This window comes from Streptomyces sp. DSM 120436, assembly GCF_055778765.1.
Genome location: NZ_JBSKBS010000001.1, coordinates 912,625 through 924,908 on the forward strand (window position 1 = coordinate 912,625; position 12,284 = coordinate 924,908).

Annotated in this window: 12 protein-coding genes; 1 reads left to right on the top strand and 11 read right to left on the bottom strand. The window is 73.9% G+C overall.

The features are described from left to right. Nucleotides 1-4: 4 nt before the first annotated feature. Nucleotides 5-412 carry a type II toxin-antitoxin system VapC family toxin gene (locus ACWH4W_RS04075; RefSeq protein ID WP_473077412.1) on the top strand — a complete coding sequence of 136 codons (408 nt, stop codon included), beginning with the start codon at nucleotides 5-7 and terminating at the stop codon, nucleotides 410-412. 11 nt (nucleotides 413-423) lie between these two features. On the opposite strand, the gene ACWH4W_RS04080 is transcribed toward ACWH4W_RS04075, so the two are convergent. The 11 genes from ACWH4W_RS04080 to ACWH4W_RS04130 all read right to left on the bottom strand — a co-directional run bounded on the left by ACWH4W_RS04080 (nucleotide 424) and on the right by ACWH4W_RS04130 (nucleotide 12,279). Then, a complete protein-coding gene (locus tag ACWH4W_RS04080) occupies nucleotides 424-1,038 on the bottom strand; it encodes a TetR/AcrR family transcriptional regulator (protein WP_106413722.1) in 615 nt (204 codons plus the stop codon). Continuing rightward, on the bottom strand, nucleotides 1,026-1,760 hold the full coding sequence (locus tag ACWH4W_RS04085; RefSeq protein WP_473074460.1) for an enoyl-CoA hydratase family protein: 735 nt from the start codon (nucleotides 1,758-1,760) through the stop codon (nucleotides 1,026-1,028). The genes ACWH4W_RS04080 and ACWH4W_RS04085 overlap by 13 nt, the downstream gene beginning before the upstream one ends. Next, nucleotides 1,757-3,373 carry a 4-coumarate--CoA ligase family protein gene (locus ACWH4W_RS04090; protein ID WP_473074461.1) on the bottom strand — a complete coding sequence of 539 codons (1,617 nt, stop codon included), beginning with the start codon at nucleotides 3,371-3,373 and terminating at the stop codon, nucleotides 1,757-1,759. Before ACWH4W_RS04090 ends, ACWH4W_RS04085 begins: the two co-directional genes overlap by 4 nt. A 40-nt stretch (nucleotides 3,374-3,413) precedes the next feature. Next, on the bottom strand, nucleotides 3,414-4,577 hold the full coding sequence (locus ACWH4W_RS04095; protein WP_473074462.1) for an acyl-CoA dehydrogenase family protein: 1,164 nt from the start codon (nucleotides 4,575-4,577) through the stop codon (nucleotides 3,414-3,416). Nucleotides 4,578-4,667: 90 nt separating this feature from the next. Next, nucleotides 4,668-6,515 (bottom strand): acetyl/propionyl/methylcrotonyl-CoA carboxylase subunit alpha, encoded by a 1,848-nt coding sequence (locus ACWH4W_RS04100; RefSeq protein ID WP_473074463.1) that lies wholly within the window; start codon nucleotides 6,513-6,515, stop codon nucleotides 4,668-4,670. Between the two features lie 8 nt (nucleotides 6,516-6,523). Further along, on the bottom strand, nucleotides 6,524-8,122 hold the full coding sequence (locus tag ACWH4W_RS04105) for an acyl-CoA carboxylase subunit beta (protein ID WP_473074464.1): 1,599 nt from the start codon (nucleotides 8,120-8,122) through the stop codon (nucleotides 6,524-6,526). Further along, the gene (locus ACWH4W_RS04110; protein WP_473074465.1) at nucleotides 8,119-9,810 is read right to left on the bottom strand and encodes an acyclic terpene utilization AtuA family protein; all 1,692 of its coding nucleotides are present in this window, start codon (nucleotides 9,808-9,810) and stop codon (nucleotides 8,119-8,121) included. The genes ACWH4W_RS04105 and ACWH4W_RS04110 overlap by 4 nt, the downstream gene beginning before the upstream one ends. Continuing rightward, entirely contained in the window at nucleotides 9,807-10,601 is a 795-nt protein-coding gene (locus tag ACWH4W_RS04115) for a TIGR03084 family metal-binding protein (RefSeq protein WP_473074466.1), read from the bottom strand. Before ACWH4W_RS04115 ends, ACWH4W_RS04110 begins: the two co-directional genes overlap by 4 nt. A 217-nt stretch (nucleotides 10,602-10,818) precedes the next feature. Then, entirely contained in the window at nucleotides 10,819-11,523 is a 705-nt protein-coding gene (locus ACWH4W_RS04120; RefSeq protein WP_473074467.1) for a hypothetical protein, read from the bottom strand. A gap of 193 nt (nucleotides 11,524-11,716) precedes the next feature. Further along, a complete protein-coding gene (locus tag ACWH4W_RS04125) occupies nucleotides 11,717-11,920 on the bottom strand; it encodes a hypothetical protein (protein ID WP_473074468.1) in 204 nt (67 codons plus the stop codon). Further along, entirely contained in the window at nucleotides 11,917-12,279 is a 363-nt protein-coding gene (locus tag ACWH4W_RS04130) for a hypothetical protein (protein WP_473074469.1), read from the bottom strand. The genes ACWH4W_RS04125 and ACWH4W_RS04130 overlap by 4 nt, the downstream gene beginning before the upstream one ends. Nucleotides 12,280-12,284: the final 5 nt, after the last annotated feature.

The window sequence follows — 12,284 nt, forward strand, 5'->3', positions numbered from 1 at the left end:
CTCGCTGGGGGGCGCGCTCGTTTCCGACACGTCAGCCATCGTGGAGTTCCTCGTCGGCGGTGACGCTCTCGCCGACCGGGTTCGCGACCACACCCGCGGGCGGCGGCCGGCCGCACCCCACGTCGTGGACCTGGGGACCGCCTCGGTACTGCGCGGTCCCGTCCGGGGCAAGAAGCTCCCCGAGGACGAAGCGGAACGCGCCCTCGACGTACTGCGGCGTATGCCGCTGAGACGCTACGACCACACGCCGTTGCTCCCACGTATCCGGGAGCTGCGGCACGCCCTGTGGCCCTACGACGCCTCCTGCGTAGCGCTTGCCGAAGTGCTGGGCGCCGAGCTCGTCACTGTCGATGCCAGATTCGCCGGAGCGCCGCACATCCGCTGCCACGTGACCGATCCCCGGCTGGGCTGAGCCGGGCCCCTTCAGCCCAGGGCGTCGTCCAGCAGGTCCGCCCACTGGGCGACCACCCGGTCGCGGCGGGCGGCGTCGTCGGTGAGGAGGGTGGCGAGGCCCAGGCCGCGGGCCATGTCGAGGAAGCCCTGGACGGTCTCCCGGACGCCGGGGCGGGACTCGTCGGCGCCGAGGAGTTCCACGGCGATGCGGTGCGCGTCGCGCCCGACGCGCAGCTCCAGCTCGGTCACCCGCGGCCGCAGCTGCTCCTCGTTGGACGCGGCCACCCACAGGTGCAGGGCGGCGCGGAACAGGGGGCCGGTGTAGAGGCCGACGAGGGCGGCGACCACCGCCCGGCGGTCGTGGGCGGCGGCGCCGTCGGGGAAGAGGGCGCGCAGGGCCGTGGAGCGTTCCTCGGCGACGTACTCCACGGCGGCCGTGAACAGGTCCTCCCGGGTCGGGAAGTGGTGCTGGGCGGCGCCCCGGGAGACGCCCGCGCGTTCGGCGACGACGGAGACCGTGGAGCCCGCCCAGCCGTGTTCGGCGAGGCAGGCCACGGCGGCCTCCAGCAGCCGCTGCCGGGTGGCCCGGCTGCGGTCCTGCTTGGGGAATCGTCCGGCACGGTCGGCCGTGCTCACACCACCCATTCCGGATCCCGTCGTTCGAGGAACGCCGTCATGCCCTCGCGTGCGGGCGCGGAGGCGAAGAGGCGGGCCGAGAGCGCGGTCAGGGCGTCCGCGTCCCGGTCGAAGGTCTCCAGCACCCTAGCCGTGAGCAGCCGTTTCGTCTCGGCGAGGGCCTCGGGGGCGGACCGGCGCAGCCCGTCGAGGACCGGGGCGAGGGTCTCGTCGGCGTCGTCGCCGGCCGCGGTGAGCAGGCCGATGCGGGCGGCCTCGTCCGCGTCGAAGCGTTCCCCGGTGAGGTAGTAGCGGGCCAGGGCGCGCGGGTCGGTGCGGGGCAGCAGCGGCAGGGAGATCACCGCCGGGGCGACCCCGATGCGCACCTCGGTGAAGGCGAACGTCGACGCGCGGGAGGCGACCGAGACGTCGCAGGCGGCGAGCAGTCCGAGTCCGCCCGCGCGGACGTGTCCGGTGACCCGCGCGACGACGGGTTTGGGCAGGTCGACGATCTGCCGCAGCAGGCCGACCAGGGCGGAGGGGTCGGGCGGGTCCCTGAGGTCCGCGCCCGCGCTGAAGGTGGTGCCGGTGTGGGTGAGGACCACCGCGCGGACGCCGGTGTCCTTCCCGGCGTCCGCGAGCGCGGCGGCGAGGTCGCCGACGAGGGCGGCGGACAGGGCGTTGCGGCGCTCCGGGGCGTCGAGGGACAGGGTCTCGACGCCCCGGGTGCGACGGCGTCCGAGCAGGGTCACGAGGGCTCCTCGTGCGCCGCCCTCAGTTCGCGGCGCAGGATCTTTCCGGAGGCGGCGCGGGGCACGCCGTCGGTGAAGGTGACGCGCCGGACCCGCTTGTACGGGGCGACGCGTTCGGCGACGTACCTCATGACCTCGCCCTCGGTGAGGTCCGGGGCGGAGGGGTGGCGGACGACGAAGGCGTGCGGGACCTCGTTGCCGTCCTCGTCGCGGGCGCCGATGACGGCCGCGTCGGCGACGCCGGGGTGGGTGAGCAGCAGCGCCTCCAGTTCGGCGGGGGCGACCTGGAACCCCTTGTACTTGATCAGCTCCTTCACCCGGTCCACGACGAACAGCCACCCTCCCCCACTCTCGGCTTCGCTCGAGCGGGAGGTGCCCCCACCGTCGACATGGCCGACGTCCCCGGTGTGCAGCCAGCCGTCCTCGTCGATCATTGCGGCGGTGGCGTCGGGGCGGCCGAGGTAGCCCTTCATCACCTGCGGGCCGCGGATGAGGATCTCCCCGGACTCGCCCGGCCCGAGGTCCTTGCCCGGGTCGTCGAGGGAGACGATCCGCATCTCGGTGCCGGCGATGAGCTTGCCGACGGTGCCGGGCGGGGCCTGCTCCATGAGGTCCAGCGGGACGACGTGGGTGCCGGGCGACAGCTCCGTCATGCCGTACGCCTGGCCGACCGGCGGCAGGCCGAGCCGCTGCGCGCAGGCGGCGGCGAGGTGCGCGTCCAGGGGCGCGGCGGCGCTGATGACGTACTTCAGGGAGGAGAGGTCGTACTCGGCGACGAGGGGGTGCTTGGCGAGGGCCAGCACGATCGGCGGGGCGACGTACAGGGCGGTGATGCGGTGGTTCTGGACGGCGGCGAGGAACGTCTCCAGGTCGAAGCGCGGCAGCACGACGACGGTGGCGCCCTGCCGCAGCGGGGCGTTCATCAGCGCGGTGAGACCGTAAATGTGGAAAAACGGTAATACGGCGAGGATGCGGTCGCCGGGACCCGCCGTGATGGACGGCTGGAGCTGGGCGAGGTTGGTGGCGATCTGCCGGTGGGTGAGCATCACGCCCTTGGGGACGCCGGTGGTGCCGGAGGAGTACGGCAGTGCGGCGACGTCCTCGGCCGGGTCGATGTCGACGACCGGCTCGGGGGCCGTGCAGGCGAGCATGTCGATCAGGGAGCGGTGCCCGGGCGCGCTGTCGCAGACGAAGATCTCCTCGACGCCGCCCGCGAGTCGGGCGGCTGCGCGCGCGCTGTCCAGCAGGGGGGAGACGGTGACGATCCAGCGGGCCGCGCAGTCCTTCAGCTGCTTGGCGAACTCCTCGGGGGTGGCCAGGGGGTGCACGGTGGTGACGGAGGCGCCCGCGCGGGTGGCCGCGTAGAAGGCGGTGGGGAAGGCGATCGTGTTGGGGCTGTGCAGGGCGAGCACGTCCCCCTTGCGCACGCCCGCCTCGGCGAGTCCGGCGGCGACCCGCCGGTGGAAGCGGTCGAGCTGTTCGTAGGTGAGGGTGGTGCCGTCGGTGCCGTCGATCAGGGCCGGGATGCTCCCGAACTCGGCGGCGCGCGCGAGCACCGCCTCGTGGATGGGGAGTTCGACCGGTGTGACGTCTGCGTACTCGCTGCGGAACATGGTTCCTCCAAGACGGCCGGGAGGCGTGCCGGTCGCGTGTCTAGTACGACTTGGGCAGGCCGAGGGTCTGGTGGGAGACGTAGTTGAGAATCATCTCCCGGCTCACCGGTGCGATGCGGGACACGCGCGCGGCCGTTGTCAGCGAGGCGAGCCCGAACTCCCGGGTGAGGCCGTTGCCGCCGAGGGTGTGCACGGCCTGGTCGACGGCCCGCACGCACGCCTCGGCCGCCGCGTACTTGGCCATGTTGGCGGCCTCCCCCGCGCCGATGTCGTCGCCGGCGTCGTAGAGGTGGGCGGCCTTCTGCATCATGAGACGGGCGAGTTCGAGGTCGATGTGCGCCTGCGCGAGGGGGTGCGCGATGGCCTGGTGGGAGCCGATGGGCGCCTTCCAGACGGTGCGGTCGCGGGCGTACTCGACGGCGCGGGACAGGGCGAAGCGGCCCATGCCGATCGCGAAGGCGGCCGTCATGACGCGCTCGGGGTTCAGCCCGGCGAACAGCTGGAGCAGCCCGGCGTCCTGGTCCCCGACGAGCGCGTCGGCGGGCAGCCGCACGTCGTCGAGGGTCAGCTCGAACTGCTTCTCGGCGGCGCTGAGTTCCATGTCGATCTTGCGGCGCCCGAAGCCGGGGGCGTCGCGCGGGACGATGAACAGGCAGGGTTTGAGGCGCCCGGTGCGGGTGTCCTCGGTGCGTCCCACGATGAGGGTGGCGTGGGCGATGTCCACGCCGGAGACGAACACCTTGCGGCCGGTGAGCAGCCAGTCGCCGGTGCCGGGGTCCCGCCGGGCGGTGGTGGTGATGCGGTGCGCGTTGGAGCCGGCGTCGGGTTCGGTGATGCCGAAGGCCATGGTGCGGGTGCCGTCGGCGAGGGCGGGCAGCCACTCCCGCTTCTGCTCCTCGGTGCCGAAGCGGGCGATCACCGTGCCGCAGATCGCCGGGGAGACCACCATCAGCAGCAACGGGCAGCCGGCCGCGCCGAGTTCCTCCAGGACGATGGAGAGTTCGGAGATGCCGCCGCCTCCGCCGCCGTACTCCTCCGGGAGGTTGACGCCGAGGTAGCCGAGTTCGGCGGCCGCCGCCCACAGTTCGGTGGCGGGCCTGTCCTCCTCGACGGTGCGGGTGAAGTATGCGCGGCCGTACTTGTGGCCCAGGGCGGACACCGCCGCGCGGAGGGCCTTGTGCTCTTCTGACTCGATCACCGGCATGGAGGCTCCTTGGAGGAGGGGCTGTGAGTCGTCGGGGGTCGTCGGGCGGGGGCGGGTGCGTGGGGGCTGGTCGCGCAGTTCCCCGCGCCCCTAAGGGGCGTTGTGCTCCACCACCGCCAGGAGGGCGCCCACTTCCACCTGTCGGCCCGGTGCCGCGTGGAGGGCGGTCACCGTTCCTGCCGCCGGGGCGGTGATCCTGTGCTGCATCTTCATCGCCTCCAGCCAGAGGAGGGGCTGGCCCGCCTCGACCGCCGCGCCCTCGGTGACGCCCTCGGCGACGCGGACCACCGTGCCGGGCATCGGGGCGAGGAGGGAGCCGGGGGCGTGGCCGGCCTCGGGGTCGGGGAAGCGGGGCAGGGCGGTCAGCGCCGTGCCGCCGGCGTACACGCGGTCACCGTAGCGGCTGACCTCGTAGCGGCGCCGTACGCCCTCGGTCTCCAGGATCACCAGGGCCGCGTCCGCGTGGACGACCGTCACGCCGTCGGCCGCGAGGCCGGTGCGGGTGTGCCGGTAACGGACCTCGTGCTCCTCGCCGTTCACCGCGTACCGCTTGACCTGCGGCTGCGAGGGCACGTTGCGCCAGCCGCCGAAGCGGGAGCGGCCGTGCGCGTCGGCGAGGGCGGCGGCGAGCGGGGCGTACGGGTCGGGGGCGGGCGCGGTGAGGGCGGCCAGGTGGCGGTCGTAGAAGCCGGTGTCCATGCGGGCCCGCGCGAACTCCTCGTGGCGCAGGGAGCGGACGAGGAGGTCCCGGTTGGTGACGGGGCCGTGGATCACCGCGCGTTCCAGGGCCGCGGCGAGCTTGCGGACCGCCTCGGCGCGGGTGGGGGCGTGGGCGACGACCTTGGCGAGCATCGGGTCGTAGTGGACGCCGACGTCGTCGCCGTCGGCGTAGCCCGTGTCGAGGCGGACGGCGCCGGGGACGGCCAGGCGGTGCAGGCGGCCGGTCTGCGGGGCCCAGTCGTGGGCGGGGTCCTCGGCGTAGAGGCGGGCCTCGACGGCGTGGCCGCGCGCGGGCGGCGGCTCGGGGGCCAGGGCGTGGCCCTCGGCGACCCGGATCTGCCCGGCGACCAGGTCGACGCCGAACACCTCCTCCGTCACCGGGTGTTCGACCTGGAGCCGGGTGTTCATCTCCAGGAAGTGCGCCCGGTCGCCGGCGACCAGGAACTCCACGGTGCCGGCGCCGACGTAGCCGACCGCGCGGGCGGCGCGTACGGCGAGGGCGTGGAGTTCCTCCGTGAGCCGGGCGGAGAGGCCGGGCGCCGGGGCCTCCTCGATCACCTTCTGGTGTCTGCGCTGGAGGGAGCAGTCGCGGGTGCCGAGCGTCCACACCGTGCCGTGGGTGTCCGCGAGGACCTGCACCTCGACGTGGCGGCCGTTCTCCAGGTACGGCTCGACGAACACCTCCCCGTCGCCGAAGGCGCTCGCGGCCTCCGCGCGGGCGGCGGCGCGTTCGCCGTCCAGGTCGGCGAGGCGGCGCACCACGCGCATGCCGCGTCCGCCGCCGCCCGCCGCGGCCTTCACCAGCACCGGCAGGTCGGCCTCGGTGACGTCGGTGAGCGGTGCGACGCCCATGAGCCGCTTGGCGCGCGTCTTGGACGCCATCGCCTCGATCGCCTCCGGCGGCGGCCCGATCCACACCAGTCCGGCGTCCTGGACGGCGCGTGCGAAGCCGGCGTTCTCGGAGAGGAAGCCGTAGCCGGGGTGGACGGCGTCCGCGCCGGCCGCGAGGGCGGCCTTCACGATCAGGTCGCCGCGCAGGTAGGTGTCGGCGGGCGCCGCTCCCGGCAGCCGGACGGCGGTGTCGGCGACGCGCGTGTGCAGGGCGTTCCCGTCGGCGTCGGAGTGCACGGCGACGGTCGTGACGCCCAGCTCGCGGCAGGTGCGGACGATGCGGCAGGCGATCTCGCCGCGGTTGGCGACGAGGACGGAATCGATCACTGGTTGCCTCACATCCGGAAGACGCCGAAGCCGCCGCGCACGCCCTCGTAGGGCGCGGTGTGCACGGCGGACAGGCACAGGCCGAGGACGGTGCGGGTGTCGCGCGGGTCGATGACGCCGTCGTCGTACAGCCGCCCGGACAGGAACATCGGCAGGGACTCGGACTCGATCTGCTGCTCCACCATGGCGCGCAGCGCCGCGTCGGCCTCGTCGTCGTAGGGCCGTCCCTTCGCCGCCGCCGACTGCCGGGCGACGATGGACAGCACGCCCGCGAGCTGCTGCGGGCCCATGACGGCGGACTTGGCGCTGGGCCAGGCGAACAGGAAGCGCGGGTCGTAGGCGCGGCCGCACATGCCGTAGTGGCCGGCGCCGTAGGAGGCGCCCATGAGGACGGACAGGTGCGGGACGCGGGAGTTGGAGACCGCGTTGATCATCATCGCGCCGTGCTTGATGATGCCGCCCTGCTCGTACTCCTTGCCGACCATGTAGCCGGTGGTGTTGTGCAGGAACAGCAGCGGGACGTCCCGCTGGTTGGCCAACTGGATGAACTGGGCGGCCTTCTGGGACTCCTCGCTGAAGAGGACGCCCCGCGCGTTGGCGAGGATGCCGACCGGATAGCCGTGCAGGGCCGCCCAGCCGGTGACCAGGCTGGTGCCGTAGAGGGGCTTGAACTCGTCGAAGTCGGAGGCGTCGACGATCCTCGCGATCACCTCGCGCGGATCGAAGGGGATCTTCAGGTCGCCGGGGACGATGCCCAGCAGCTCCTCCGGGTCGTACTTCGGCGGCTCGGCGGGACCCGGGTCGGGGTACGCCTTGCGGTGGTTGAGGCGGGCGACGACCCGGCGGGCCTGGCGCAGCGCGTCCGGCTCGTCCACGGCGAAGTGGTCGGCGAGACCGGAGACGCGGGCGTGCATGTCCGCGCCGCCCAGGGACTCGTCGTCGCTCTCCTCGCCGGTCGCCATCCTCACCAGCGGCGGGCCGCCGAGGAACACCTTCGCCCGCTCCTTGACCATGATCGTGTGGTCGGACATGCCGGGCACGTACGCGCCCCCGGCGGTGGAGTTGCCGAAGACGACGGCGACGGTGGGGACGCCGGCGGCGGACAGCCGGGTCAGGTCCCGGAAGACCGCGCCGCCGGGGATGAAGATCTCCTTCTGCGAGGGCAGGTCGGCACCGCCGGACTCCACCAGGCTGATCACGGGCAGCCGGTTGGCGAAGGCGATCTCGTGGGCGCGCAGCGCCTTCTTCAGCGACCAGGGGTTGCTGGCGCCGCCGCGCACCGTCGGGTCGTTGGCGGTGATCACGCACTCCACGCCCTCGACGACCCCGATGCCGGTCACCAGGGACGCGCCGACGGCGTGGTCGCTGCCCCAGGCGGCCAGCGGGGACAGCTCCAGGAACGGGGTGTCGGGGTCGAGCAGCAGCTCGATGCGTTCGCGGGCGAGCAGCTTGCCGCGTTTCCGGTGCCGCTCGACGTACTTCTCACCGCCGCCCGCGAGGGCCTCGGCGTGCTCGGCGTCGAGCTCGGCCAGCTTGGCGAGCATGGCCTCCCGGTGCTCCCGGTGATCGGGGTCGGACGGGTTCAGGGCGGACGCGAGGACCGTCACAGGAGCACCTCCGGGATGTCGGCGTGGCGGGAGCGCAGCCACTCCCCCAGCGCCTTGGCCTGCGGATCGAAACGGGCCTGCGCGGCGACGCCCTCGCCGAGGATGCCCTCGACGACGAAGTTCAGGGCGCGCAGGTTCGGCAGCGCGTGCCGGGTGACGGGCAGGTCGCGGGCCTCCGGGATCAGCTCCCGGAACCGTGCGACGGTCAGCTCGTGCGCGAGCCACCGCCAGGCGTCGTCGGTCCGCGCCCACACGCCGACGTTGGCGTTGCCGCCCTTGTCGCCGCTGCGGGCGCCGACGACCCGGCCGAGGGGCGCGCGGGCGGCCGGCCCCGGCGGCAGCGGCTGCGGAGGATGGGGCTCCGGCAGGTCGTCGAGGGCGGCGGTGTCCTGGGGCGGGTCCACGGTGATCCGGCGCCCGTCGGGGAGGACGGCCACATGGTCGACCTCACCCTGGGGGACGTACACCTCCTCGAAGACCCCGTAGGGGGAGCCCTTCCCCGGTGGCGCCACCACGTGGAACCCGGGGTAGCTGGCCAGCGCCAGCTCGATGGCGGCCCCGCTGAGCACCCGTCCGGCCTTGTGCTGGTCCGGGTCCCGCACGACGAGCCGCAGCAGCGCGCTCGCGGTCTCCTCCGTGCCCGCGTCGGCCCGGTCGGTGCGCGCGAGGTCCCAGCGGACCTCGGCGGGCGGGGACGCGGCGAGGGCGTCGCTCATCTGCTCCTTCACGAGCGCGGCCTTCGCGCCGACGTCGAGCCCGGTGAGCACGAACACGACCTCGTTGCGGAACCCGCCGAGCCGGTTCAGCCCGACCTTGAGCGTGGGCGGCGGGGCTTCCCCGCGCACCCCCTCGATCCGCACCCGGTCGGGCCCCTCCCGGGTGAGCCGCACGGTGTCCAGCCGCGCGGTGACGTCCGGCCCGGCGTACCGGGCGCCGCCCGTCTCGTACAGCAGCTGCGCGGTGACCGTGCCGACGTCGACGAAGCCGCCGGTGCCGGGGTGCTTGGTGACGACGCACGAGCCGTCGGGGTGGATCTCGGCGAGGGGGAAGCCGGGCCGGCGCAGGTCGCGGGGGTCGCGCTCGGCGAAGAACGCGTAGTTGCCGCCGGTGGCCTGCGCCCCGCACTCCAGCACGTGCCCGGCGACGACCGCGCCCGCCAGCCGGTCGTGGTCCGCCGGCTTCCAGCCGAAGTGCGCGGCGGCGGGCCCGGTGACCAGGGCGGCGTCGGTGACCCGTCCGGTGACGACGAGATCGGCGCCCGCGCGGAGGCACTCGGCGATGCCGAAGCCGCCGAGGTAGGCGTGGGCGGCGAGACTTCCGGGGTGCCGGGCGGTGAGGTCGTCGCCCTCGACGTGGGCGACCCGTACGGGGACGCCGAGCCTGCCTGCCAGCTCCCGTACGGCGTCCGCGAGTCCGGCCGGGTTGAGCCCGCCCGCGTTGGTGACGATCCGGACGCCCTTCTCGTGCGCGAGGCCGAGGGTGTCCTCCAGCTGCCGCAGGAAGGTGCGGGCGTATCCGGCGGACGGGTCCTTCAGGCGGTCCCGGGCCAGGATGAGCATGGTCAGCTCGGCGAGGTAGTCGCCGGTGAGGACGTCCAGCTCCCCGCCCGTCAGCATCTCGCGCAGGGCCCCGGCCCGGTCGCCGTAGAAGCCGGAGAAGTTGCCGACGCGCAGGGGTGCGGCCGTCACGAGGCGTCCCCCTGCGGCGCCCGTCCGCCGCCGGGCGGCCCGGCGAACGCCTGCGCGATGTCCAGCCAGCGGTCGGCGTCGGGGCCGTCGGCGGTCAGGGCGAGGTCGGCGCGGTGGGCACGCCGGGTCACCAGGAGGCAGAAGTCGAGGGCGGGCCCGGTGACGCGCTGGGGGGCGTCCTCGGGGCCGTACGCCCAGACGTCACCGCCCGGTCCGGTGAGTTCGACGCGGAACGGGTCGGCGGGCGGGGTGAGTCCGTGCACCCCGTACGCGAAGTCGCGGGTGCGGACGCCGAGCCGGGCGATGTGCCGCAGCCGGCCGGTGGCCGCGCGCGCCACGCCCAGCGCGTCCGCCACGTCCAGGCCGTGCGCCCAGGTCTCCATCAGGCGGGCGGTGGCCATCGAGGCGGCGGACATCGGCGGCCCGTACCAGGGCAGCCGGGCCCCGGACGGCACGGCCCGCAGCGCCTTGTCGAGCGCGTCCCGCCCCGCCCGCCAGCGCTCCAGCAGCACGTCCGGCGGCACCCGGGCGCCCTCCTCCGCGCCCTCGTCCACGAAGGCGTGCGGGGCGGCGAGGGCGGCCTCGACCAGCTTCCGGAACCCGTCCGCGTCGGTGGCGGCGACGAGCGCCGAGTGGTCGGTCCAGGCGAGGTGCGCGATCTGGTGGGCGACGGTCCAGCCGGGGGCGGGTGTCGCCAGCGTCCACCGCTCGGGGTCGAGACCGGCCACGAGCCGGTCCAGCTCCTCGCTCTCCTCCCGCAGATCGTCGATCACAGGCGTCGGATCGGACACGAGGCGCTCCCCTCGGGGCACGGACACGGCGGCGGTGTGCGGGGCGGACGGGGGGAGCATGGCAGGAGGGCAGGAAACAAGCAAGCGTGCTTGCATGATTTTTTCGGCGGAAGAATCACCGCTGACCATGAGTTCGGGCCGGCGCGAACGCGTGGCGGAACTCCAGGGACCGCGCTCCTTCGAAAACGTGCTGGGGCGACGGCGGTGGACTCCGGGCTCATGCCCCGGGCGTGAAGGCGACGTCGGTGAGGTCGCGTTCCAGGACGACGCCCTGATGGCCGTAGGTGCGGATCGAAGGCACCTTCAGCAGCAGGCAGAAGCGGTCGGTGGAGGCGACCGTGTCCGCTATCCGGCGGTACGACCGGCGGAGGAAGTAGAGGGCGGCGTGGTTGGTGAGGGCGGTCTGCCCGCAGACCAGGATCACGGGACGCCCGCCGCCGGGAGCGGTGAACTTGGCGAGAAGGACGTACTCCTCGCTGCCGCTGATCCGGCGGTGGAGCACCCCGCCCGCCTCGAAGGCCAGTGGGTGCTCGGGGTGGGTGTAGGGGTGGAACGTGACGCCGGGCAGGGTGTGCGCGACGTGACCCGCGCTCCGGACGTTCGACCCGAGCGGGCCTCCGATGCAGAACTCGGGCTTGTTCCCGTTGCTCCCCCGGAAGTCGTCGCTGCGGACGACCTCGACCTCGCACTCCAGGCTGTGGCTGAGGACGGCCGCCTCGATCATCGCCTGGACGTCGTGGTGATGCGTGGTGCCCGGAGCGCCGTACTTGTTGTTCATGACGATCAGGCACGTGTCGCCGGGCCGGGCGCCGACCACGCGCATCCGCAGCCGCAGGTCCCGGTTGTGCCTGCCGCGCTGCCACAGCCACACCGCCAGGCCGCTCAGACAACTGGCGAGCAGCCCCAGCACGAGATCGCCCAACGCCCCCGCCAGCATGCCGCTCCCCCCTGTGCGTGCCCGTACCCTACCCGGGCCCGACCCGGGTGACGCCGCTCCCATGTCAGGAGCCGCTTGCCCCTCGCTTTCGACGACGGCGGCCCGTGACCGGCGCCGGACGGTCAGGGAAGAGGGTCCGGCGTCACCTGCCAGATGGTGACGAGCTCCGACCGCGGCGTCACCTGTACACGAAGAAGCCGCCGGCGACGAACGCGTGCTTCGCCCCTTCGTCCGCTTCCTCGTACGCGGACCCGTGCACGTAGAGGGCCTCAGCCGCCCTGGCCAGTTCCGCCGCCATTTTCTCCACCTCGGCGAGGAAGCCCGCGGGTGCGCCCGCCGCCACCGTCTCCTCGTCGGGCACGTACTCCCAGCGCCGGCTCACTGCGTGCGCACCGCCCGGGCAGCCTCACGGTAGAGGGAGCTGGCCACGGCCAGGTGCTCACGTGCCTCCTCCGGCGCTGTGGCGATCCGGGCGAGGTACTCGGCCCGGTGGTACGCCTTGGCCACGGCGGGGTGGCGTGCGATCTCGATCAGAGCCGCCCAGTGACTGAGGTAGGCGTGCACCAGTTCGAGCGAACCGTGCTCCACGGCCTCGGCCAGAGCCTGGTCCTTCGCCCGGGCGTGGAGCGGCAGAAGCTCCGGGGCGACAACCGCGCAGGCGGCACGCAGCGCACCGGGCGTGCGCTCCGGGCGGGGGATCAGCGGCCGGTTCCCTGCTGTCTCGCCGTGCCGCACGCTCATGTCGC

What these genes read in the sequence shown, in the direction of transcription:
- ACWH4W_RS04080 (WP_106413722.1), bottom strand. Translation starts at nt 1,038, where the DNA reads ATGGGTGGTGTGAGCACGGCCGACCGTGCCGGACGATTCCCCAAGCAG.
- ACWH4W_RS04090 (WP_473074461.1), bottom strand. Translation starts at nt 3,373, where the DNA reads ATGTTCCGCAGCGAGTACGCAGACGTCACACCGGTCGAACTCCCCATC.
- ACWH4W_RS04095 (WP_473074462.1), bottom strand. Translation starts at nt 4,577, where the DNA reads ATGCCGGTGATCGAGTCAGAAGAGCACAAGGCCCTCCGCGCGGCGGTG.
- ACWH4W_RS04130 (WP_473074469.1), bottom strand. Translation starts at nt 12,279, where the DNA reads ATGAGCGTGCGGCACGGCGAGACAGCAGGGAACCGGCCGCTGATCCCC.